The organism is Leadbetterella byssophila DSM 17132, from assembly GCF_000166395.1.
GTDB lineage: Bacteria > Bacteroidota > Bacteroidia > Cytophagales > Spirosomataceae > Leadbetterella > Leadbetterella byssophila.
Genome location: NC_014655.1, coordinates 2,767,156 through 2,792,286, shown reverse-complemented (window position 1 = coordinate 2,792,286; position 25,131 = coordinate 2,767,156). Strand labels below are relative to the sequence as shown.

Genomic DNA, 25,131 nt, shown 5'->3' with positions numbered 1-25,131 from the left:
GATGCGTATTCTACTCACTTGGTGTCTGGCTTTTTGGAGTACAGGACTTTGGGCTCAAGACAGGGCCTTTTGGTTAAAAGAGATGGACAAAATGTGCCGACCAGTACTGGAGAGTTTGGCGCATGATAGTCTGATGATAAAGATGCCACAAAGGGTATCTATTCGCACGGACAACAAAGAGAGTAGAATCAAGGTACAATATGTAGAGGTTCTAGGAAGAGTGCTGAGTGGTATCGCGCCGTGGTTGCAATGCGAAGAGGGAAATGCTGAGGAGAAGGCTATGAGAAAGCAGTACAGGGAATGGACCCTGCAAGGCATCCGCAATTCTCTAGATCCAAGTAAGAAGGATTACATGAGGTACGATATAGCCGGACAGCAACTTGTAGATGCTTCTTTCCTTGCTATGGCATTTGTTAGGGCGCCATGGCTGTGGGAGAATCTTCCGCAAACAGATAGAGAAAGACTAGTGCAGGCCATCAGGAGTACCCGGCAGTTCAAACCGGGATTTAGCAATTGGCTTTTATTCTCTGCCATGAATGAAGTGTTCCTGGCAAAGTACGGATATGAATATGATGCCATGCGAATAGACTATGCGCTGATGCAGCATGAACAGTGGTACGTGGGTGATGGAATGTATAAGGATGGAGATTCCTATGCCTTTGACTACTATAATTCTTATGTAATACATCCATACTTGGCTAATATCCTTGTAGAAATAACTAAGAAAACCAAGTCCTACGACGGAATGTGGGAGAAAGTAAAAGCTAGGAATACCAGATATGCTCAAATCCAGGAGAGGTTAATAGGACAGGATGGTTCATTTCCGCCAACAGGCAGATCATTGATCTATAGAGGAGCGGCATTTCATCACTTAGCGGATATGGCTTGGAGAAATGCATTACCGAAAGACTTGAAACCCGCACAGGTGAGAGGAGCTTTGACGGCTGTTATTCGAAAGACCTTAGAATCTCCGGGAACATACAAGGACGGATGGCTGACCCTAGGCCTATATGGAGACCAGCCGAACATTGCAGATGTTTACAATAACCAAGGTAGCCCCTATTTAGCTACTGCTATATTTTTGCCTTTGGGCTTAAGCCCTCAAGATCCATTTTGGAAAGATGCTCCCGCAAAATGGACTCAACAAAAAGTATGGCAAGGACAAGATGTTTCACATGATCCAAAGATAAAATGATACGAATATTTACTTTTTTACTCTTATTTATTTCCTCTGTATCTGCGCAGATCAGACCTGGACAGCTATGGCCAGACACGGATGGACAGCATATCAATGCCCATGGAGGAGGCGTGCTTTTTCATAAAGGTCAATACTATTGGTATGGGGAAATAAAAGGTAAAAACTCCCTTGCGGAAGTGGGTGTCAGTGTGTATTCATCCAGGGATTTAAAGACCTGGAAAAATGAGGGAATAGCGCTTAAGGTTAGTGAGGATCCTAATTCAGATATCACCAAAGGATGTGTAATGGAAAGGCCGAAGGTGATTTATAACGCGAAGACAAAGAAATTTGTGATGTGGTTCCATCTGGAACTCAAAGGTCAAGGATATGCTGCAGCCAGGACAGGTCTTGCTGTAAGTGATTCTCCGGTGGGTCCTTTTGTGTTCCAAAAATCTCTGCGTCCAAATGCCGGAAAATGGCCATTGAACTTTGAAGAGGAATGGAAGAAGCCAAGAGCAGGAGAAGATACCTTGAAATGGTGGACGCCCAACTGGTACACTGCTGTAAAAGAAGGCTTGTTTATTAGAAAGCACATAGAAGGTGGTCAGATGGCCAGAGATATGACCCTTTATGTAGACCAAAAGGGGAAAGCATTCCATGTATACTCTTCTGAGGAAAATCTTACACTGCACATAGCAGAGTTAAACGATACCTACACTGACTTTACCGGTAGATATATTACTGTGGCACCGGCAGGACATAATGAAGCCCCTGCGCTCTTTTACCAGGACGGTTGGTACTACATGATTACCTCGGGTTGTACCGGTTGGGATCCTAATGCAGCCCGCTCATTCCGGGCAAAGGATATGTTGGGACCCTGGGAAGAGCTAGGAAACCCTTGCGTAGGCGAAGGAGCAGAACTTACCTTTAAATCTCAGGGTACGTTTATACTTCCGGTTCAAGGGAAGAAGAATGCATTTATCTTCATGGCTGATAGGTGGAATCCTAAGAATCATATAGACGGAAGGTATATTTGGTTACCTATCCAAATGGAAGGAGGAAAGCCTAAGATCTACTGGAAAGATGAATGGGATCTGGAGGTCTTTGATAAGAAAAGATAATTTTGCTACAATTTGTAGCAAACTCAGCTGATTCTCAGAAAATTAATTGCTACGTTTTGTCGTTATGAACATACGACACACATAGCAGGAGTGGAGAGGATTGAAGAGAAGTTAAGAATTCTGGCTGATGCAGCAAAATATGATGTTAGTTGCAGTTCCAGTGGCAGCAAGAGAAAGAATGAAGGTGGGATAGGAGATGCTTCGGCCTCTGGAATATGCCATACCTACACGGAAGATGGGCGATGCGTTTCATTGCTAAAGATCTTATTAACGAATCACTGTATTTATGACTGCGCTTTTTGCGTGAGTAGAAGGAGCAATGATGTAAAGCGGGCGGCCTTTACTGTAGAGGAAGTTGTGGAACTGACCATGAACTTCTATAGAAGAAACTACATAGAAGGCTTATTTCTAAGTTCGGGTATTTTTAAGAATGCTGACTACACCATGGAGCGTTTGCTTCGTATAGTTAAAAAGCTTCGTTTGGAAGAGAAATATCACGGATATATCCATTTGAAGACCATACCTGGAGCCAGTGAAGAGTTGATCAAAGAGGCGGGAATGTATGTGGATAGGATGAGTATTAATCTGGAATTGCCTTCCGAAGAAGGGCTAAAATTAGTAGCACCAGAAAAGAATCACGATTCGGTACGGAAGCCTATGGCGTTTGTGGATCAAACCATACAGGAGATCAAACAAGAGTCAGCTTTGATTAAGAAAAAGCCTCTTTTTGTACCGGCCGGCCAAAGTACTCAAATGGTGATAGGGGCTACTCCGGAGAACGATTACCAAATCATGAAAGTGGCAGATGAGTTCTATAAGAGTTACCATCTTAAGCGAGTATACTATAGCGGTTACATCCCTATAAATGCACAGAATAAAAATCTTCCTCAGATAGGAAGTACTCCTCCCTTAGTAAGGGAAAATAGATTGTATCAGACGGATTGGCTACTTCGGTTTTACGATTTCCAACTGGAAGAAATACTGAATCCCGAGCATAGCAGATTGGATTTGGAGATAGATCCCAAACTTTCTTGGGCATTGCGAAATCCTCAGTTGTTTCCTATAGACGTAAACAAGGCGGACTTTAAAGAGATCATACGTATACCCGGGATAGGTAGGCAGAGTGCCATGAAGATTATTCAAGCCCGCAAGTTTGGGCCACTTAGAGAGCACCAACTGCGAAAAATGGGTATTGCGTTTAACAGAGCAAAGTATTTTATGGTGTATACGGATGCACCATTCAGCCTAGGATTTAAAGCTCCTACCCGAATACGGGAGGAGATCTTATATGCCAAAAAGATCATTCCTAATCAGCTTCCCCTGTTCGTATGAAAACCTATGTGATAGACGGGAGTTATGTGGGGTATTTGACGGGAGTTTTTGATGCGTTTGTGCGTAAAGATGAAGAAGTGAAATTTACCAGCATCACACCTGTAGATTTATTTGATATACCCCATAGGGTGGTGACGGACGGAGAGAAAGCAGGGAGGGTTCAGAAACGTTTGGAGGAGGTCTTAGGAAAAAGTAAGGCCTTGGATTTTTTTAAAAACTTTCTTTCTGAGGATGTCAGGGCATGGGATGCCGGTTTTTCAATTTTAGTTCGGATCTTTAAAGGGCAGTCAAATCTACTACAAAATTATGGGGACACTGAGGTTCTTTACTTTTCCCAGACCTTGAAGAAAGTGAGCAGAGAGAGGCATAGGATGAAGGCCTTTACCAGGTTCTCCAAAAGTTCTGATGGAATGTTTTTTGCCGTCATTGAACCGGATTTTAATATACTCCCTTTGATCATTGATTTTTTCCAAAAGAGGTATGCAGATCAGCCCTGGATCATCTATGATACGCGAAGGGATTATGGTATACAGTATGATACTCAAACCTGCATAGAGGTACATTTGGAAGAGAAGGTGGAGACCCACTTACCTGCGGTATCTTTGGAAGTGGATCAAAGGTTTGAAAACTTGTGGAAATCTTATTTTCAAAGTACCAATATCGTGGAGCGGAAAAACATGAAGTTGCATCTACGTCACGTGCCTAGGAGGTATTGGAAGTTTTTGCCGGAAAAGTCTACTGTAGTTTAACAGTGGCGGTACTATCAAGGACCCAGTTCAGCGAAATGGTAGTTTAAGCCTGTCCTTGCATAACTGTCCCTCAGGCCTTGTGTTATCGGTGATGGCTATTTGATTAATTCAAACGTTTTCTCAGCCATTGATCTAACAAGAGCAAAAGGCTACTTCCTAGTATAGCCATAGCACAAACTACGGGGAAGTGCATTTTAGGGAAATCAGGAAGATCAAAGCGGAAAGTCTGTTTGTCAGGGGTATAGTAGGCTACAAGACCGAAAAGTACACAAGCAGCAGTGATGTAAATCCATGCTTTTTTGTCCACAACTTCAGAAGGAATCATCACCTTCTTCATCACCTTTTGACTGAAATGAGGAGGAGCACTTACAGGATTAGGGATCAACTCCTGAAGAAAGATCTCATCCAAAGCTTCCTGTGCCTCCACATTCTTCATGACTTGGTCAGAAAAATGAAGGGGAGCCTGGTAAGGCTTGGTTTCTTTAAGTAGGTCTTCGATCATGCCTGTAAAAATCTTAAACGTTCCTGTAAAGTCTTTTTCGCACGGAAAAGCTTGACTTTTATATTACTTTCTGAAAGTTCAGTGATGGCCTGTATCTCCTTAATGGAGCAATTGTCCATATAAAATAACGTAATCAGTAAACTTTCCGTTCTCGGTAGGGAAAGGATGGCTTTCCTTACTAGGTTTTCTCTTTCTTCTGTCAATATCTGGCTTTCTCCGTGATAATCATCGATATAATGATCCTGAAGGTCTTGATATTGGCGGGTAGGTATTTTTTCAACAGCGCAGCGGTACACTATAGTATACAGCCATGTGGAAAATTTTGATTTCCCTTCAAATTTATGAATGTTTTGATAAGCTTTTAAGAATCCCTCTTGTGCCGCATCTTCGGCATCTGCCTGATTTTTCAATACGTTTAAAGCAAGGGTGAAGGCCATGTGTTGATATTTCTCTACGAGGAAACGATACGAGGCACTGTCACCACGTCTTACCCTTTCTACATACATCAGGTCTTCGTTCATATAAGAGCTTATAGTAGGCATAAGACAAGGGAAAGGGAAAAAAGGTTACACGACGTAAAAAAAAGTTTATTTTTTGTAACTTCTTCAATGCCTGTCCTGTCCTATGACCAAAATTAGAAATACAATGGGACCAGGTGAAACTCTTATCGCATTAATTATCGGAGTAACCGTTATGGGATATATGTTCTTTAACGGCCGTCACAAAGAGAGAATGGCTATCATTCAAAGTGGAGGTAACATGTCCATCTTTGACTCAAAGAAAAGGAGTGGCTTCGGGAGAGCATTTACTTTAAAGCTAGGTATGTTATTTGTGGGTGTAGCATTAGGGATTTTGATGGGTGAATTCCTTAGAACAAATACCAATATGGCAGACGGAGCAGCCTATATGTCCATGATCCTTCTTTTTGGTGGATTAAGCCTCATCTTGAATTACATGATCGAAAAACGCGGAGATAACTAAGGTTACTCTCCGTACCCTACTTACCGGGACAAAATCAAACTATGAAAAAGCTATTACTATTAATGATGCTTGCCATTAACGGGCAAGCCCAGGGGATCTTTGTGCGTGGACAATTGATGGAATCCACATCCCCTATCCCTTATGCCACAGTGGCATTATTAAAGGGAGACTCACTTTACAAGGCTACCTTCAGCACAGAATCAGGGGAATTCGAGTTTTTAGGTGTTACAAAGGGCAATTACCGTTTGAAAGTTTCTGCGGTGGGTTATAAAACCAGTGAAAGTGCCCTCACAGTGGATAACAATCTTGAGTTAGGAATTATACGACTACAAACGGAAAGTGCTCAATTAAACGAAGTAAACATTGTGGCTCTAAAACCTCCCATTACTCAGGAACCGGACAGACTGACCTATGATCTTCAGGCGGATCCCGACAGTAAGTCTATGAGCGTATTAGAGATGATGCGGAAAGTACCTTACTTAAGTTTAGACGGGGAGGATAACCTACTCATGAAAGACGGAAAAGACTTCCGGATTTTCATCAACGGAAAGCCATCAGCCATGGTGGAAAGGAACTATAAAGAAGTTCTAAGAAGTATGCCTGCCTCTTCTATCCAAAAGATTGAAGTAATAACCACACCTCCTGCAAAGTATGACGCGGAAGGTATCTCAGGGATCATCAACATTATTACTACACGTAGAGTAGATTCGGGCTACTTGGGAAATGTTAGTGTCAGTACACAATTTCCTGTAGGTGGGCCTTATTTAGGAGGGAATATCAATTATAAACGGGGACGCCTTGGGATTACTGCTCTGGGGGGCGGTAGCTTATATTTTAACCCCAACTATCAGCAATCCTTCTATAGAAAATCTCAAGAGTCCATTTTGCAACAGAATGGAAAAAGAGAGGCGGATAACAAGAATGTATATATGGGAACAGAATGGAGCTATGAGATAGATAGTTTGAATTTACTAACTGCCCAATGGAACTGGAATACCAGCAGATCCTCCGCTGAAACCTTCCAGGAGAGCGAACGCCTACATAGTGGTATACGAGAAGAATATTATCAACTTTCCAACTTAAATCAAGGCAAAGGACAGGGAATGGATGCCGGTTTTAATTACCAACACATATCTAGAAAAGATAAAAACAGATTACTCACCTTATCCTATCTATACAATGCCTACGACAGTGAAAATGGAAACGGGGTAGAGGTGAAAGAAAGATATAATTATCATGAGAAGGATTATAGGCAAGTAAATAATCAGTATGCTAAAGAGCATACAGCTCAGGTAGATGTGGTTTATCCCATTCGATCTCTCATGTTAGAAGGGGGGATAAAAGGAATATACAGAGAGAATAAAAGTAGGTTTGGCTACCAAAGTACTAAGGGTTTATATGATTCATTAGATAACAATTATTTCAATCGTCAGCAGATTTACGGAATGTACACCTCTTTTAGATATAATGGTAAAAAATGGGGATTGAGCGGAGGTTTTCGCTTAGAAAATACCATTCTATATGTAGATTTTGAAAGCAGTGACATGCAGGTAAACAGGAATTATTTCAATTTACTGCCTACCTTGACCGTAAACAGGAAGTGGGGTAAGAATGGCTTAGCATTCAATTATTTACAGAGAATTCAAAGACCTGGAATCTATCAATTAAATCCCTTTGTAGATAGGTCAAATCCTTCGGTTGAAAGAACAGGAAATCCGGACCTGGACCCCTCTGTTATGCAGGAGATAGGAGTAAAATATACTTATACCGGCAAAACCTTTTTTCATATAGGAGCTAGTTTTATTGATATCAGAGACATGTTATTCCCGGTCATTTCCTATAATAATGAAACAGGTATTACTCGGCATTCCTATGATAATGTAGGCCAAGCCCGCCTCTTGCCAGCGCTTACTTTAAATATGAGTAGAAACTGGACGAAAAGATGGCAGATGGGTCTGAATGCACGATTTGCTTCCGCGTCTGTGAAAGGAAACGCGACTAGTGGAGAGATCCGAAATAAAGGTTACATGTTTGGATCGAATGTGAATTCTACATACCGAACCTCGCAGAATTGGAGATGGAGTGCCACTCTGGGCTACAATGGACCTTCCATTAATGTGCAGGAAACCAGAAATGGATTTATATATTCTCACGTGACTTTGGCTAAAGAAGTGGTAAAAAATAAACTCAACTTGTCAGCCACCTTAAATAACCCCTTTACCCGCTATAGATCAAACCGAGTAGAAGGATTCGGGACTGATTTTGTGCAGATTACTGAGCAAAGAAACTATTACAGGAATGCTACTATCAGTCTGAGTTACAAGTTTGGTCAATTGAAGGAATCCATCAAAAAGAACCAGAGAAGCATACGGAATGACGATGTGAAAAATGGGGATTAGGGTTTCCAATCCACCACTTTGATCAGATGGGGAGGGGTAGTGTTTTGTCCCTCTCCATCTGTTTGTTGGCTATGCTGCACATAAATGCTTAGAATACCTTTGCTTTTCCACAGTTCCGTATCAAAACTAGGTTCCCAGGATCCCACATTTTCATCCATTAAATCAAAGATTTTCCATTTGTTTTTACGAAGGTTAGAGGTTTGAGCTATAGAAACTTTAGAGCCTCTGTCTTCGTCTCTGAAGATAAGGATAGCGCCTTTCTTACCCCATCCAACCACCTGGGGTCTGGAAATAGGAATTCTTTTGGTACCTACACCACTTAAGCTAAATGAGCTATTTCTATGTTCAGGACTGGACACATCCCATTTCCCCTTGTTTTGATAAATAATTCTATACTGAGGTACTCCCTCTTTTCTCCAGTAAGTGGCTATAAATGGTCTGCCTTTTTTATCCGCAAACATGGAAGTCTGATTGATTAATTCACTTTTCTGAGGAATGGGGAAGATGATCTCTGCGGTGGAGGCAGTTATGGGCAATGTATATTTTACTCCTTTGGAGTTTTCCCAGGTTTTTCCACCGTCTTTTGAGCGGGCATAACACATGTCGTGATTAGTGGCTACGTCAGGAGTTTCCCTCCATACCCAGGAAAGGTGGATGACACCTTTTGCATCCACGAAACTTTGCCAGTAAGCATTTCTTTGGTTTTCTCCACTGATGAGATTGTTATGAAGGGTAGTCCATTTTTGTGTTTTCAACTCATAACTTTTCATGATGAGGTTGCCTCTTCCTGAGGCTCCGTCGCGGTACATGAAGAGCAAGTTGCCCTTGTCCGTGCGGAAAAATTCGGGATAGGTGACGTTTACTTCGTGTTCTCCCGTCATACTTTGTTTCGGTCCGAAATTTAGGGAATGTGGTGCCGTACTCTTTGCATATCTTAAGGTATCACCGTGATGATCCCAGGAGAGGTGCAGGTAACCGTCGCCGTCAACCATGATGCTGATAGAGCAATGGGCGTCTTTGGCATTTCCGGTAAAGCCCGAATCCGCTAATTCCCACACTTTGTCTTTCATATTCCTTTTACCTACGATGACTTTTCCGGTTCCGTCGTAGAAGGCGATGTATTGAGTATCCCCAAGGCTGACAAGGGAGTTCTTTCTGAAGATGACCGTATTTACGGAGTTCTGAGCCCAAGCATAGGCCACTTCTGAGATGCTTTGCGCTATCGCTCCGGAACTTAGTAATAAGAGGCAAAAGAGTATCTTTTTCATTTTTTTTCTGTTGAGATACAAAATAAAAAAACTTTTGGCAGGAAGATACACAGAGAATTAAAAATGTGTTTAATTTACACGATATTGAAAAATTTCTATTTTTGCGAGGATTAGTTCTATTTTATGAGCAGAGATGTAGAATTATGGCAAAGAACCCAATCAGGAGACCAGGACGCGTTTTCTGAGCTATATGAAAAGTATAGCGGTTTGCTGTATGCACATGCTTATAAGATGTTGAATTCCAAAGAAGAAGCAAAGGATGTGGTTCAAGATTTGTTCTTTAACCTATGGGAAAAGAGAATAGATCTGGAAATAAGGCAATCCTTGTCTTCGTATCTCTATACCTCCGTTAGAAATAGGATTCTAGATCAGATGGCAAAGGAGAGGAATAGGATGAAATATTTGAACTCCTTGCAAAGCTTCCTAGACGAAGGGGTAGAAACTACAGAGGCACAGGTAAGAGAAACCGAGTTAAAGGAGATCATTGAAAATGAGGTGGCTCAATTGCCCGAGAAGATGAGGCTCGTTTTTACCTTGTCCAGAAATGAGGAACTTTCACACAAAGAAATTGCAGAAACATTAAAGGTATCTGACAAGACGGTCAAAAAGCAGGTAAGTAATGCCCTGTCCATTCTGAAGAAGAAATTAGAAATTTCATTCCCCATATTTTTTTTATTCCTTCATCTACTCCCATAGGCCTACTTATCCGTCATTAAGGAAAAGGAAACCTGTATGCCTGGCTTAAACGCTGAAGATTTACTTAAGAAACTAGAAAACGGTACCCTTACAGAAGAAGAAAGAGCTCTTTTGGAGACCTGGTATTTGTATGAAGCCAGAAAGAGGACACAGCCGGTACGAAAAAAATATTGGTGGTATTCCTCTGCAGCTGCTATTCTAGTGATAGCTCTCATTACGTTTTGGACAAAGAAGGAAAAGGTACAAAAAGAGATAGTTCAGGACATACTTCCGGGAGATTATAGGGCTCAGTTAATACTGGGAAATAGTAAGCAAATAGACTTGGAAAATGCACCAAACGGTGTTTTAGTAGAAGACGAAGGCGCGCTCATTATGAAGGTCAATGGGGGGGAGTTAGTATATAAGAGAAAATCCAATTCTAAAGCGAAACACAAGCTCATTACGCCTAAGGCGGGACAGTATCAATTGACATTGGCAGACGGGACGAAGGTTTGGTTAAATGCAGCATCCAGTATAGAATTCTCATCTGATTTTGAAGAAAGGGTGGTTCAGGCCAGCGGAGAGGTGTATTTCGAAGTAGCACATTTAGAAAGGAATGGAAAACGTGTTCCTTTTAGGGTGATTACAGATACACAAGTAGTAGAGGTATTAGGTACTCGATTTAACATTAACTCCTACTCGGATGAGGAAGCTATAGAAACCACCTTATTAGAAGGGAGTATTCAGATCAGTAGTTCGGGTGAAAAGACCATACTTAAGCCGGGACATCAAGCGAAGGTTCAAAAAGGGAAACCTCTCAGGATTAGTAAGATTGATGCCCATCAGGTAGTGGCGTGGAAGGATGGTATAATCCGTTTTGAAGGGATAGGTATAAATGAGTTAATGCGGCAGTTAAGCAGATGGTATGACATTGAAGTAGTATACGAAGGAACAGTGAAAGAGTATGAGTTTGTGGGAGAGATTTCACGGGATACTAAACTGTCCTCTGTTCTGAAGATATTGGAAGCCGGAGGTGTCCGCTTTCAAGTAGAAGGTAAAAAGATCACTGTAATGGAATAGTGCCTATGATGTAAAAAAAGAAAGTAACAAGAAAACGATTCCGACTGATATAAAAAAACCGTTTCAGATGCGACCTGAAACGGCTAAGGCTCAGGTCAGTCCTTCCCACCTCCTAAAGAGGTGAAGAAATCTATGTATCAACCTAAACCTAACAAAATTATGCAAATTTCTTTACGAAAGAAAGAAGTGCTCTTGCGGGCTTCTCTCAAAATGCTCCTAGTAATGAAACTAACAGCCTTTTTCTTAGTTGTTGCCTGCATTCACGTTTCAGCTGCCGGGTTTTCCCAAAAAATCCAAATGACTGTCAAGAATGCACCTTTGGTCTCTGTCTTTAGCAAGCTAGAGAAGCAAAGTGGGTATAAATTCTTTTACGATAAAAAAATAATCCGTGATGCCAGACATATCACTCTCGATTTTCAAGAGGGAACGGTAAAAGAATTTATGGATAAGATCATGCTAGATCAGGCTCTTACCTATGAAATCTTAGATAAAACCATTGTCATCAGAAGAAAGAAGTTAGATAAATCAGAGGTAGTTACCTATACTACGGCAAACCCCAAAGAGCCGGAGTATACTAAGCAAGATATTCGAATGAATAGACTGCAGCCTCAACAAATCTCCATTTCCAAAATGGCTCCTAAAGACATACAAGTGTCAGGTAGGGTATCAGACGAAAAAGGTGATCCTGTGCCAGGGGTGAGTGTGATGGTGAAAGGAAGTACAAAAGGTACCATCACTGATGCCGAAGGAAATTACACCCTTGATGTTGCAGATCCACATGCTGTCTTGGTTTTTAGCTTTGTGGGTTACGTTCCACAGGAGATCCCCGTAGAAAATAGAACGCGAATTGACCTTGTACTAAGTTTAGATGAACAAAAATTAGACGAGATCGTAGTAGTGGGATACGGTACCCAAAGAGCAGGAGATGTAACCAGCTCTATTGCCACCATAAAAGCGGAGAACTTTGTGAAAGGCCCAGTGAAGGATGCCGGTCAACTTCTTCAAGGTAAGGTAGCTGGTTTAACCATATCCTCACCAAGTGGAAACCCGGTAGAAGGAACTCAGATCCTTTTAAGAGGTAATACTACCTTATTTGGAGCCAACAGTAATCCATTAGTTATCATTGACGGTGTACCGGGCAGCCTGAATACAGTGGCGCCGGAAGACATTGAATCCATTGACGTGCTTAAAGACGGTTCCGCAGCTGCTATCTACGGGGTTAGAGGTACAAATGGTGTGATCATTATCACTACTAAGAGGGCTAGAGGGCAGGAAACTTCTGTAGTAGAATACTCCGGTAACATGAGTGTACAAACCATAGCCCGGAGATTAGAAATGCTCACAGCAGATGATTATCGTCAGCAGATCAAAGCTGGAACCAGAGATGCATCCTGGGATCTAGGTTCAGATACCGACTGGATGGATGAAATAACTCAAACTCCATTAACTAACGTGCATAACCTTACCTTCCGAGGAGGTTCTCAGCGCACTAACTATATCGCTTCTGCGAACTATAGATATCTGGAAGGTATCTTTAAGAAATCAGATAATTCAACGTTTACGGGTAGAATAGATATTAATCATAGCATGTTAAACGATAAACTCTTATTGAATTTGAGTTTATTGAATCAAGTGAACCGCTTTACTCAAACCCAGGACGGAGGATCCTTTAACGGATATACTTATCGCCAAACTTTGATCCGAAACCCAACATCTCCTATCTATGATCAAAATGGGAACTGGTTTGAACAGACAGGGAACTTCAATTATGAGAACCCTTTGGCCAGACTTTATGAGAGTGATGGAACTACCAAGTCAGTTAGTTCAAGAATGAATGCCAACTTGACGTATAATCCTACAAATAATCTACGTTTTAACGCATTGGTATCTTATTCAAGATTCAATAACAATGCAGGTTATGCAGAGACGAAACAGCATATCTCTAATTTGAGAGATAATATGAACGGATATGCAGCTATAGGTAGTGCATTGTCTATTGATAGGTTATTAGAAATCACAGGACAATATTCTAAGAAATTCGGTAATCACAGAGCATCCATCTTAGGCGGTTACGGTTATCAAGAGAATGATTACAGCAGTAGCTTCCTTAGAAATTACAATTTCCCTACAGACATTTTCAGCTATCATAACATCGGCTTAGGTAATGCTTTAACTGACGGGAAGGCTACTATAGGTAGTAGCAGAAGTGAAACGAACTTGATTAGCTTCTTCTCCAGATTAACCTACAGTTATGATGAAAAGTACTTGTTGATGGGTAGTGTGAGACATGAAGGTGCCAGCCAATTATACGGAGCTGATAAGCCATGGGGTACCTTCGCAGCTGCCTCTTTAGGTTGGAGAATTACAAATGAGGCCTTCATGAAGGATCAAAGATTCTTTGACGATCTAAAACTGAGGGTAGGTTATGGGGTTACAGGTAACCCGCCATCCTCTTCCTTCTTAAGTCAAGCTCAATTAGGTTATGGTGGATATATCTAGAGTAATGGAACTTGGGTAAGATCCTTAGGGCCTACCACAAACCCTAACCCAAACATCCGTTGGGAAGAAAAGCATGAAACAAACCTTGGTTTAGATTTCATGATGAAGAAAGGAAGAATCTCAGGTAGCTTAGATTATTACGTGCGTAATATCAAAGGCTTGCTATATGATTATCAAGTTCCTAGTCCTCCAAATCTATTCACCACTACACGTGCTAACGTAGGGGTAATGGAGAATAAAGGATTTGAAGCCATAGTAAACGTCATTCCGGTGAGGAAGAAAGATCTGGAGTGGACCACCACCTTCACCTTCTCTACTAACTCGAATAAACTGGTAAGTCTTTCCAATGATTTATATCAGACTACAAATGACTACTTCACCACAGGTGGAACGGGAGAGCCTATTCAGACCTTTACAAACATCGTGTTTATAGGCAAAGGCATAGGTGATTTCTATGGATTTAAAGTGGTAGATATAGATGAAAACGGAAAGTGGATATATGAAAACAAGAGCGGGGAGAGGGTAAGTTATGACAACTTTGCACATTCTTTTGAGGATAAGCAAGTCATAGGTAATGGCCTTCCAAAATACTACGCAGGATGGAATAACAATGTGAGATACAAGCGATTTGACTTTGGTGTAACCATGAGAGGGGCCTTCAAATATCAGATATTGAACTTCCAAAGAATGTACTTTGAAAACCCCACTATAGTCAACTATAACCGTTTGAAATCTTCTACTGAAAAGGTTTTCGGGAAAGCGTTGTTGACCGCTCCTTTGGAGTTTAATAGCTATTACATTGAAGATGGAGATTTCTGGAAGATTGATAACATTACTGCAGGATATAATGTCCCTGTAAACAGTAAACATATTCAGAATTTCAGAATATACTTATCTACCCTGAATACTTTCACCATTACGGGTTATAAGGGAATAGATCCGGAAGTGAACCGTATGGGCTTAAGTCCGGGTAATGACGATAGGGATAAATATCCTACCACCAGAACGTATACATTGGGCATTAACCTAACCTTTTAAACAAGATTACTAAGATGAGAAAAATATTCCTTATGGTACTCGTTGGGTTATTTACCGCATGTACCGACCTGAAAGATAAAGCGTATACTTCCATCATTGCCTCTCAGTTTAATCCTACTGCCTCAGATTTGGCATCACTAAAAGGAGCGGCTTACTCTAACTGGAGATTTATCTTGTTAGACTGGGATGGACTTTGGAGAGCTCAAGAGTTAACAGCAGATCAGCAAGTGATTCCGGGTAGGCCTAACGGATGGGTGGACGGTGGCGTCTACAGAAGATTGCATGAACATAAGTGGACTGCAGAAGAAGGAGTGGTGGTCCAAACTTGGAACAGAACATATGCAGGGATAACTAACTGCAATCGGGTAATCTATCAAATCGAATCAGGCATCATTCCGATAGTTGGAGAAGACAAAGAAGCTACCTTAGCAGAATTGAAAGTATTAAGAGCTTCTTATTACTACATCCTTATGGATATGTATGGAAATGTTCCGGTAGTAACCCAGTTTGACCTACCTGACGGTTTCCTTCCAGACCAATCTACCAGAAAGCAAGTTTACGACTTCGTAGTGAAGGAGATCGAAGAGAACGTCTCTAAGTTAAGTACTAAAAATGATGTAAGTACCTACGGGACATTTAATCAATGGGCTGCTTACTCCCTTCTGGCTAAGATCTACTTGAATGCAGAAGTATATAGTGGTACTGCCCAATGGCAAAAGGCCATTGACGCTGCTGACAAGGTGATTAATTCCGGTGCGGGTTTTGTGTTAGAAGCTAATCAAAAGAATGTATTTGTTACTGAAAACCAAAATTCCAGAGAGATCATCTGGGCGCTTCCTTTGGACGCTATCTATACCAATAACTGGAATGCTTTTGATTTGCATATGCAAAGTTTGTCGCCTGAAAATCAAGCTACCTATAACCTCAAAAGTGCACCATGGGGTGGCATGAGTGCTATTCCTCAGTTCATTAGTTCTTACGATGTGGATGATGAGAGAATGAAAGCCAACTGGATCCAGGGGCAACAGTACTCTTCTACTGGTCAGGAATTAATCTGCGGTATGGGCGGATTCAAAGACAAGCCTCTGAATTATATAAATGAGGTTCCATCCATAGAATATGGAGAATCAGTGCACGGCCTTCGCCTTGGAAAATTTGAAATAGCCATGGGCTCTGACGTACAGTTGAGTAATGACTTTCCCGTCTTTCGTTTTGCTGATATCCTAATGATCAAAGCAGAATGTTTACTTAGGTTGGGTAGAGATGTAGAAGCAGCGGCGCTAGTCACTCAGGTTAGACAGAGGGCGTTTAGAAATGCTCCTGCAAAGGCTGTAGTAACGGGTGCCGAGTTAAGAGGCCCAAGTGTTTATTCTTACGGAAGAAGAGACATTAACTCCACCACAATGGAAGGAGGAGCAGACATTCCTTTTGGCAGGTTCTTAGATGAGCTGGGATGGGAATTTGATCAGGAAGGAAGAAGAAGACAAGATCTCATTCGTTTCGGTGTGTTTTCTAAGAAATCTTGGTTCTCACATAACGCTACAGGGGATACAAATAAACATCTCTTCCCCATCCCTACCGTAGAGCTAAATAAGAATAACAAACTCAAGCAAAATCCTGGGTATTAAGCGATAGGGTGTCCCTAGAGGACACACTGTTAAAATTGAATCCATTTAATTTATTATTGGATTAATTTGTTTTGTATACCCTTAAACTGTACATTTGTATGAAGCGGAAAAGACCCATTCTCTCGAGAGTAAGCCTTCTCCGCTTTTTTACAGAGTAAAAATGTGTCTTTTTGACACTAATTGTGAAATATTATGAAGACTTTTCTTGCTTTTTACATGTTCCTCAGCACTTCCGTTTTTGCTCAGGAAATGCTAAGTCCTAACCGTGCCATCAAGGTGAAATTGAATACTGAGGTAGGAGGTAAATTCACCTACTCTGTTTCCTTTTCCGGAAAACCGGTGATGGAGCCTTCCCAACTTGGAATCATCAGAAAAGACGGAGACTTTTCAAAGGGTCTTCAGATCATTAGTGTGGAGAAGGTGCAAGAAGTGCATGAGAAGTACGAGACCTTAAATGCCAAAAGAAAGTCCATCAGTTACAAGGCGAATCGTTATGTTTTTCATTTGCAAAATGAGAAGCAGCAGCCTATGGATTTGGAATTCCAATTGTCAAATGACGGATTTGCATTCAGATATTACTTTCCCGGAACTTCTCCTGACATAAAATATATCACGGAAGAGTTGACTACTTTTAATTTTCCTGAAACGGCCGTGGCCTGGATGCAGCCCATGTCAGATGCTCAGACTGGATGGGAGCATTGCCACCCTTCATACGAGGAAGGATACCTGCGGGAGATCAAAGTGGGAACACCTTCGCCTATCAAGGCGGGATGGGTTTATCCGGCTCTATTCAGAACCAAAGATCAGGTTTATGTAGCCATAACGGAGGCCGGTCTAGACGGCACGTATTGCGGCACCCGTCTTCAAGCAGAATCACCGAAAGGGGAGTATAGGATAGGTTTCCCTCAAGAACCGGAAGTTTTTACGGGAGGAGAGTTGAATCCGGAGTCAAAACTGCCATGGTATACGCCTTGGAGAGTCATAGCATTAGGTACTTTGAAGACCGTTTCAGAGTCCACTTTGGGTACAGATTTAGCGCCTAAAGCCATCCGTCTCAAATCACAGGACTGGATTAAGCCGGGAAAAGCTTCTTGGAGTTGGATTATCCTGAAAGACGAATCAATCAATTACGATACCACGCGCATGTACATCGATTTTGCGGCAGATATGAAGTGGGAGTATTGTTTGGTAGATGTGAATTGGGATACAACCATAGGGTATGAGCGCATGAAGGAATTAGTAGACTATGCAGCTCAGAAGCAAGTTAAACTGCTCCTTTGGTACAATTCTGCAGGTTCCTGGAACACCACTCCTTATCACCCAAGAAACCTTCTGTTAACAAGGGAAAGTAGAAGAAAGGAGTTCCAAAGAATCAAAGATATGGGTGTAGCCGGAGTTAAGATTGATTTCTTCGGGGGGGATGGACAATCTATGATTCGCTACTATATCGATATTCTGAATGATGCAGCGGATATAGGACTATTGATCAATTTTCACGGGGCTACTTTACCAAGGGGATGGCAAAAGACTTATCCTCATCTGATGACGGCGGAGGCTATCAAAGGGCAGGAGATGGTGACCTTTTCTCAAGATTTTGCTAACGAGCAACCGGCACACGTTTTGACTGCCGTGTACACTAGGAATTTGTTTGATCCAATGGATTTTACACCAATGACTCTGGACAGCATTCCTAGGATACATCGTGTTACTACAAAAACCTTTGAGTTAGCTTCCACAGTCCTGTTCCTTTCTGGAATTCAGCACTTGGCGGAATCACCCATGGGCATGTCGAATCAATCAGAGGACATCAAAAACTACTTGAGAAATCTACCTTCATCATGGGAAGAAACGAAGTTTTTAGCAGGGGAACCTGGAAAGTATATTCTACTGGCAAGGAGGTCAGGTAACAAATGGTACTTAGGGGGAATGAACGGGGAAAAGAAGACGAGAGAAATCAAAGTAGACCTTTCATTCCTAGGCGAGGGGTACTTCTTTGAGGATGTTTCACGACAAGAATCAATCAGAAAAAACCAGAAGCCAAATGGAAAAATCTCCCTTCCGGCTTATGGGGGAATCGTGGGAGTATTTAATTCATTATGAGGAGTATTTAATTCATTATGAAAAGAATATTAATCGCCATATTACTCGCCTCAGTAGGGGTGAAAGCTCAAAATATCCCATTAAACCAAGTAAAACTGAAGGAAGGGGTGTTTAAAAATGCTCAAGATGTGGATCTAAAGTACATTCTGGCTTTAGATCCGGATAAACTCTTAGCTCCCTATAGAATAGATGCCGGCTTAGAAAAAAAAGCAGAACGCTACGGAAACTGGGAAAGCAGCGGACTTGATGGACACATAGGTGGACATTATCTATCAGCGTTAGCCATGCTTTATGCTTCCTCAGGAGAACCTGAACTGAAGAAACGCTTGGATTATATGGTTAGCGAACTTGCCGCTTGCCAAAAGAAGAACGGAAATGGTTATGTGGGTGGAATACCTCAAGGTAAAGTGTTCTGGGAAAGGATAGGCAAAGGAGATATAGACGGAAGCTCCTTTGGCCTGAATAATACTTGGGTACCATTGTATAATATCCATAAGTTGTTTGCAGGTTTATATGATGCTTATCATTTTACAGGCAATAATGAGGCTCTTACTGTTTTAACGGGATTGTCAGATTGGATGATAGAGCTCTTTTCCGCGTTAACGGACGAGCAAGTGGAAAAAGTACTCCGTACAGAACATGGAGGATTGAATGAGGCCTTCCTAGATGTATACTCTGCTACAGGAGAGCAAAAATACCTTAGGGCAGCGGAGAGATTTACGCAGAAAGCATTCCTTCAACCTATGATAGAAGGAAAAGATATTCTCACGGGGCTGCATGCTAACACCCAGATTCCAAAGATGGTGGGAGCTGAAAAGATCAGTCAGGTGACTAAGAACCAGGATTGGCACAAGGGAGCATCCTATTTCTGGGATAATGTGGCCTTACATCGTTCCGTGGCTTTCGGAGGAAACAGCTATAGGGAACATTTCCACGAGTTGGATAGATTTGATAAGATGTTAGAAACAAATCAAGGTCCTGAAACCTGTAACTCCTATAATATGCTGAAGCTTTCTAAAGCTTTGTACGAAAGTACCGGAGATAACAAGTATTTGGACTTCTACGAAAAGACCCTTTTCAATCATATCCTTTCTAGTCAGCACCCAGAGAAAGGTGGATTTGTGTATTTTACCCCTATTCGTCCTAATCACTATCGGGTGTATTCTCAGCCGGAAACCAGCATGTGGTGCTGCGTAGGTACGGGCTTGGAAAACCACACCAAATATGGGGAAATGATCTTCTCGAGAAGGGCAGGAGTTTTACAAGTGAACCTCTTGATCGCTGCGAAACTTGAAGGTCATTCTGTGACTTTGGATACAAAATATCCTTATGAAAATACGGCGGTCCTTAGAGTTGATGGAGAAAAAACAGTGAAATGGAGAATTCCTGCGTGGATGGATGAAGTGAAATTTACCGTCAATGGGAAAAAAGTTAATCCAAAAATGGAGAGTGGATTTGCCGTTTTTACTGGTTTGAAGAAGGCTGAAATTCACTTGAGCTTCCAACCGAAAATGGGGCAAGAGTTCCTGCCTAACGATCAAAAATGGGCAGCATTCACCTATGGACCTTTGGTGCTAGCAGCTGAAACAAGTAAGGAAGACCTGAGAGGTATCTTTGCAGATGATAGCAGGATGGGCCATGAGACGAAGGGCAAAATGTTCCCCCTCAGTTCCGGTAAAGTAATTCTTGCAGATCAAAAGGTTGTGGCTTCTGAAATAAAAAAGAAGGAAGGCCTTAACTTTTTACTAAGAGATGTGAATCTGAGACCATTCTTTGAGGTGCATGATACGCGTTACCAAATGTATTTCCAGATTTTAAACTCTTCGGAGTATCAGAGCTTTATGGAAAGTTTAGATAAGGAGAGAGCCTTCGAGGAGAGCATCATAGATAAGATTGACCTAGGAGAACAACAGCCGGAAGCCGACCATAATTATAAAGGAGAGCAAAGTTTTTCGGGCTATGATCAAGGGTATTTCTGGAGAAGTACAGCTTCCTATATTTCTTATGAGATGACAAACAAAGGATTGAAAGCAGAGAAGCTTTGGGTCTATGCTTTAGAGCCTATCAAGGGTCTGAAGTTGACCATTAACGACCAAGTGTATCCTGTTCAATCTGATGAGAGCGGACTATATTTTGTAAGTATACCAAAACAAGAAAGATTACACATCAAAATTCAACCTGGCGATGGGGCAAACAGAACTCCACGTCTCACTAAACTCATTCTTCAATGAAAAAGATCGTTTTAGCCCTGTGCTGTATAGCTTGGACTAGTCTATCAGCGCAAACCAAAATCACTTTGAATACCGATCTGGGGAAGACACAGATCAATAAGCACATCTATGGTCACTTTGCTGAGCATTTGGGTAGATGTATTTATGATGGACTTTATGTGGGGGAGAATAATACTAAAGTAGCCCATACCAGAGGGATCAGGAATGACATTGTCCAAGCTTTAAAGGACTTGAAGGTTCCTAATCTACGCTGGCCCGGAGGATGCTTTGCGGATGCCTACCAATGGAAAGACGGTATAGGTCCGAAAGAAAACAGACCTAGCATGATCAATGTTTGGTGGGGAGGAGTTACTGAAGACAATAGTTTTGGAACACATGAATTTTTGGATCTTTGTGAACAGATCGGAGCGGAGCCTTACCTGGCAGGAAATGTGGGGAGCGGGACGGTTCAGGATCTGATTGACTGGGTCAATTATGTTAACCATCCGGGTGGTTCTCCCATGTCAGAGTTGAGGAAGAAGAACGGTAGGGAAAAACCATGGAATGTGAAGATGTGGGGTGTTGGAAATGAAGCTTGGGGATGCGGCGGAAATATGAATGCGGAGTATTATAGCAACATCTATAAGCAATATGCTACCTTCATGACCAGTTGGACGAATGATGCTAAGCTATTCAGGATTGCATCCGGCGCTACAGATGATGATTATGCCTGGACGGAAACGCTGATGAAGAACATTCCTCATAACATGCTTTCCGGAGTAGCTTTACACCATTATAGCGTGATTGATTGGAACAAGAAGGGACCATCTACTCAATTTTCTGAAGCACAGTATTTCAAGATTATGCAAGAGGCTTGGAAAATGGACGAGCTAATTGTGCGTCATTCTACCATAATGGATAAATATGATCCTGAGAAGAAGGTAGCTTTGATCGTTGATGAATGGGGAGGATGGTACGAGGTAGAGCCCGGTACAAATCCAGGTTTCTTATATCAGCAAAATACCATGCGTGATGCCATGATTGCAGGTATGACCCTGAATATCTTTAATAATCATGCAGATAGGGTAAGAGGAGCAAACCTGGCTCAAATGGTGAATGTGCTCCAGGCCGTAATCCTGACGGAGGGGGAAAAGATGATCTTGACGCCAACGTACCACGTCATGAAAATGTACAACGTGCATCAAGATGCTACGCTTTTACCTATCCAACTGGAGACTCAAAACTATAAATTTGAAGGAAAATCTATCCCTGCGGTTTCTGCTTCGGCATCGAAGAATGAAAGCGGGATCAATATCTCTTTGACCAATATTGATTATACCAAATCTCATGAAGTGACCATTAGTCTTAGAGGAGAAAACGTTTCTAAAGTGAGTGGCCAAATCTTAACTTCCGGAAGTATTCAGGATTATAATACTTTTGAACAGCCGGAGAAGATAAAAGTAAAGGAATTTACAGGAGCGAAATTAAACAACGGTGTATTAAAACTTACTATCCCGGCACACTCGGTGATTGTATTAAATGTGAAATAAATGAAGAAAAAGATTCTTATTCTAGCCGCCTTATGGCTTGGACAAGGGGCCTTTGCCCAAAAAACCTTTACCATTGATGCTTCAAAAAAAGGTGCTGAGATAGCACCCACTATGTGGGGGGTATTCTTTGAGGATATCAACCTAGGAGCTGACGGAGGGATTTATGCAGAATTAGTAAAGAACAGATCTTTCGAGTTCTTTAAACCATGGATGGGCTGGGAAAGAAAGCATAAGACCTTTATAGAGGGTCAGATGCAGATCAAGAACAGACCGGATAAACCTTCTAATCCTAGATACCTTTCTATCCAGCTAAATAATGAAAAGAAGGGAGAGTTAGGCTTGGTCAATGAGGGTTTCAGAGGTATGGGGCTTAAAAAAGGTCTTACTTATGATTTTTCCATCCTGTATAGGGTGAAGAAGGGAAATGCTCAAGTGCATGTAGAACTTCTGAACGACAAAAAAGCGGTGGTAGGTCAAATAAGCTCCCGTAGCTTGTCAGGCAGTGAGTGGCAGAAGCTAGAAATGAATCTTGTTTCAGCAGAAACGGTATTAAAAGGCAAAATGGCCATTTGGTTTAGTGGGGAAGGGGAATTAGACGTAGACATGATTTCCCTCTTCCCTACAGATACCTGGAAGGGTAGGAAAGGAGGTATGAGAGCGGATATGGTGCAAATGCTTGCTGACATGAAGCCTGGTTTTATACGTTTCCCTGGCGGTTGTATAGTAGAAGGTTTTGATCTGGATAACAGATACCAATGGAAGAAAACTATAGGTCCGTTAGAGGAGAGACAGTTGATCATGAACCGTTGGAACATTGAATTTGCACACCGTCCTACTCCTGATTATTTCCAGACCTTTGGACTTGGGTTCTTTGAATATTTCCAATTAGCCGAAGATATTGGGGCAGAACCTCTTCCTATCTTAAACTGTGGTATGGCTTGCCAGTTTAACTCCGGCGAACTAGTAGCTTTAGAGGATCTTGATCCTTACGTACAGGATGCTTTAGATCTTATTGAATTTGCCAATGGAGATGCGAACAGCACCTGGGGAAGGGAGAGAGTAAAAATGGGCCATCCGGAGCCATTTAACTTGAAATTCATAGGAGTAGGAAACGAAAACTGGGGGCCTCAATACATAGAGCGTCTTGAGATCTTTAAGAAAGCCATCAAAGAAAAATATCCTGAAATCCAGATTGTAGCCAGTTCCGGAACGAGCACAGAAGGCGACAGGTTTGAGCTTTTGGACAAAGAATTGAGAAAGATGAACATTGATATCATCGATGAGCATGCATACAAATCTCCATCATGGTTGTATGAAAATACATCTAGATATGACAGCTATGATAGAAAGGGGCCACAGATCTTTGTAGGTGAGTGGGCATCTCATACAAAAAACAAGGGTGGAGATATCAATGTGAACAACTGGCTGGCTGCCCTTTCAGAGTCTGCGTTTATGACCGGATTAGAGAGAAATGCGGATATTGTTCGTTTAACTTCATATGCACCACTGTTCGCGCATGAGGACGGATGGCAGTGGACGCCGGATTTGATTTGGGTGGACAACTTGAATATTTACGGTACTCCAAGCTATTATGTACAGAAGCAATTCAGTACAAACAGAGGAACGCACTTGCTTCAATTTGATCAAAAAATCAGCGGACAGGATAGCTTGTATGCTTCTACGGTTTGGGATGAGCAAACAAAGGAAATCATCATCAAGGTGACGAACGCTGGATCATCAGCTGTTCAACATGAAGTAAACATTCTTGGCGCAAAGAAAATTGGAGAAAAAGCGAAACTTTCCAGAATGTTTACAGATGATTTAGAAGCTATGAATTCGGTAAAAGAGGCTGAAAAAGTAGCTCCTGTAGCGTCTGAAGTAGCAGTGGATACGAAGCGTAAGAAGCTTATTCTCAGTTTGCCAGCACGTTCGTTTAGTGTATATAGAATAAGTGTGAAATAGAGGTGTCAGATTTTAACCGATACCTGTATTTTAATAACAATATTTTGCTGAAATAAAATATTCATCTTAATGTTGCGTGCGATAGTATTTTAGGAAATGAAATAAGAAAATAAACCAATGGATAAATACGCACATGGGGAGCGGCTGTTAGTGGCTTTAGACTGCATAGTTTTTGGCTTCGACGGTGAAAATTTAAAGCTCTTATTGATCAAGAGGAAATTTGAACCGGAGAAGGGAAATTGGTCACTAATGGGTGGTTTTGTGGAGCGGAATGAAGGATTAGAGGAGGCTGCTAATCGGATTTTGTTTGAACTAACAGGATTGAGAGACGTATATTTTGAGCAGTTGCAAACCTTTGGCGATGTAGATAGAGACCCGGTAGAGAGAACCATCTCAGTGGGCCTGTTTGCCTTGATCAATATTCATGCACACGACCAGGACGCAGCCCGGGCACAAAATGCGTATTGGATCAACTTAGATCGTAGGCCAAACCTGATCTTTGACCATAATAAAATGGTGGACTTGGCTCTGGAAAAGCTTAGGTATAAGGCAGCCATGCATCCTATTGGTTTTGAATTATTACCGGATAAGTTTACTATTCCACAATTGCAGAAACTCTATGAGGAGATCTACAATGAACCATTAGACAGAAGGAATTTCAGTAGTAGGAAGATTCTGTCCACCAAATTATTGATTGATACAGGAGAGAAGAATGAGAAGTCGGCAACAAAAAAAGCCATCTTATATAAATTGGACAAGGAGAAGTATCAGAAGCAGTTCAACAGCTTTCATTACTTTATATCTCCTGGAAAGAACTAAGGGAAGTAATTCCCTTTACCTATAAATGTGTAAAAAAGACA

The 25,131-nt window shown here is 41.6% G+C and carries 18 protein-coding genes and 1 pseudogene; 16 read left to right on the top strand and 3 right to left on the bottom strand.

From position 1 onward, the window contains the following. Window position 1: 1 nt before the first annotated feature. The 4 genes from LBYS_RS12600 (at window position 2) to LBYS_RS12585 (ending at window position 4,379) form a co-directional block, all read left to right on the top strand. Window positions 2–1,195: a DUF2264 domain-containing protein gene (locus tag LBYS_RS12600; protein WP_013409229.1), complete on the top strand. Its 1,194-nt coding sequence runs from the start codon at window positions 2–4 to the stop codon at window positions 1,193–1,195. After that, on the top strand, window positions 1,192–2,298 hold the full coding sequence (locus tag LBYS_RS12595) for a glycoside hydrolase family 43 protein (RefSeq protein ID WP_013409228.1): 1,107 nt from the start codon (window positions 1,192–1,194) through the stop codon (window positions 2,296–2,298). The genes LBYS_RS12600 and LBYS_RS12595 overlap by 4 nt, the downstream gene beginning before the upstream one ends. A gap of 90 nt (window positions 2,299–2,388) precedes the next feature. Next, the gene (locus LBYS_RS12590) at window positions 2,389–3,630 is read left to right on the top strand and encodes a putative DNA modification/repair radical SAM protein (RefSeq protein WP_013409227.1); all 1,242 of its coding nucleotides are present in this window, start codon (window positions 2,389–2,391) and stop codon (window positions 3,628–3,630) included. Further along, on the top strand, window positions 3,627–4,379 hold the full coding sequence (locus LBYS_RS12585) for a TIGR03915 family putative DNA repair protein (RefSeq protein ID WP_013409226.1): 753 nt from the start codon (window positions 3,627–3,629) through the stop codon (window positions 4,377–4,379). Before LBYS_RS12590 ends, LBYS_RS12585 begins: the two co-directional genes overlap by 4 nt. 103 nt (window positions 4,380–4,482) lie before the next feature. Here the strand turns inward: LBYS_RS12585 and LBYS_RS12580 are convergent, their stop codons facing one another. Together LBYS_RS12580 and LBYS_RS12575 are read right to left on the bottom strand one after the other, a co-directional pair. Continuing rightward, window positions 4,483–4,881 carry a hypothetical protein gene (locus LBYS_RS12580; protein ID WP_013409225.1) on the bottom strand — a complete coding sequence of 133 codons (399 nt, stop codon included), beginning with the start codon at window positions 4,879–4,881 and terminating at the stop codon, window positions 4,483–4,485. Further along, entirely contained in the window at window positions 4,878–5,402 is a 525-nt protein-coding gene (locus LBYS_RS12575; protein ID WP_013409224.1) for an RNA polymerase sigma factor, read from the bottom strand. Before LBYS_RS12575 ends, LBYS_RS12580 begins: the two co-directional genes overlap by 4 nt. A gap of 124 nt (window positions 5,403–5,526) precedes the next feature. On the opposite strand from LBYS_RS12575, the gene LBYS_RS12570 reads away from it, so the two are divergent. Next, entirely contained in the window at window positions 5,527–5,862 is a 336-nt protein-coding gene (locus LBYS_RS12570; protein WP_013409223.1) for a DUF6249 domain-containing protein, read from the top strand. Between the two features lie 41 nt (window positions 5,863–5,903). Further along, window positions 5,904–8,261, top strand: a complete 2,358-nt coding sequence (locus tag LBYS_RS12565; protein ID WP_013409222.1) for an outer membrane beta-barrel protein — start codon at window positions 5,904–5,906, stop codon at window positions 8,259–8,261. Here LBYS_RS12565 and LBYS_RS12560 read toward each other — a convergent pair. Then, on the bottom strand, window positions 8,258–9,529 hold the full coding sequence (locus tag LBYS_RS12560; protein ID WP_041823692.1) for a BNR repeat-containing protein: 1,272 nt from the start codon (window positions 9,527–9,529) through the stop codon (window positions 8,258–8,260). The two genes, LBYS_RS12565 and LBYS_RS12560, sit on opposite strands and share 4 nt — an antisense overlap. A gap of 123 nt (window positions 9,530–9,652) precedes the next feature. Here LBYS_RS12560 and LBYS_RS12555 point away from each other — a divergent pair, with 123 nt between their 5' ends. From LBYS_RS12555 to LBYS_RS12515, 10 genes and pseudogenes are all read left to right on the top strand, one after another. Beyond that, complete coding sequence (locus LBYS_RS12555) at window positions 9,653–10,225, top strand: RNA polymerase sigma factor (RefSeq protein WP_013409220.1); 573 nt, start codon at window positions 9,653–9,655, stop codon at window positions 10,223–10,225. Between the two features lie 36 nt (window positions 10,226–10,261). Continuing rightward, the gene (locus LBYS_RS12550; protein WP_013409219.1) at window positions 10,262–11,284 is read left to right on the top strand and encodes a FecR family protein; all 1,023 of its coding nucleotides are present in this window, start codon (window positions 10,262–10,264) and stop codon (window positions 11,282–11,284) included. A gap of 222 nt (window positions 11,285–11,506) precedes the next feature. Beyond that, window positions 11,507–13,783 (top strand): SusC/RagA family TonB-linked outer membrane protein, encoded by a 2,277-nt coding sequence (locus LBYS_RS18380; protein ID WP_049781378.1) that lies wholly within the window; start codon window positions 11,507–11,509, stop codon window positions 13,781–13,783. 45 nt (window positions 13,784–13,828) lie between these two features. Next, window positions 13,829–14,821 (top strand): annotated as a pseudogene (locus LBYS_RS19475) (TonB-dependent receptor domain-containing protein); the annotation flags it as partial. Between the two features lie 14 nt (window positions 14,822–14,835). Further along, the gene (locus tag LBYS_RS12540; RefSeq protein WP_049781376.1) at window positions 14,836–16,449 is read left to right on the top strand and encodes a RagB/SusD family nutrient uptake outer membrane protein; all 1,614 of its coding nucleotides are present in this window, start codon (window positions 14,836–14,838) and stop codon (window positions 16,447–16,449) included. 192 nt (window positions 16,450–16,641) lie between these two features. Beyond that, on the top strand, window positions 16,642–18,549 hold the full coding sequence (locus LBYS_RS12535; RefSeq protein ID WP_013409217.1) for a glycoside hydrolase family 97 protein: 1,908 nt from the start codon (window positions 16,642–16,644) through the stop codon (window positions 18,547–18,549). A gap of 17 nt (window positions 18,550–18,566) precedes the next feature. Then, window positions 18,567–20,780, top strand: a complete 2,214-nt coding sequence (locus tag LBYS_RS12530; RefSeq protein WP_013409216.1) for a glycoside hydrolase family 127 protein — start codon at window positions 18,567–18,569, stop codon at window positions 20,778–20,780. Then, the gene (locus tag LBYS_RS12525; protein WP_013409215.1) at window positions 20,777–22,309 is read left to right on the top strand and encodes an alpha-N-arabinofuranosidase; all 1,533 of its coding nucleotides are present in this window, start codon (window positions 20,777–20,779) and stop codon (window positions 22,307–22,309) included. The genes LBYS_RS12530 and LBYS_RS12525 overlap by 4 nt, the downstream gene beginning before the upstream one ends. Beyond that, window positions 22,310–24,271: an alpha-L-arabinofuranosidase family protein gene (locus LBYS_RS12520; protein ID WP_013409214.1), complete on the top strand. Its 1,962-nt coding sequence runs from the start codon at window positions 22,310–22,312 to the stop codon at window positions 24,269–24,271. It abuts the gene before it with no gap. Window positions 24,272–24,388: 117 nt separating this feature from the next. Then, complete coding sequence (locus LBYS_RS12515; protein WP_013409213.1) at window positions 24,389–25,090, top strand: NUDIX hydrolase; 702 nt, start codon at window positions 24,389–24,391, stop codon at window positions 25,088–25,090. Window positions 25,091–25,131: the final 41 nt, after the last annotated feature.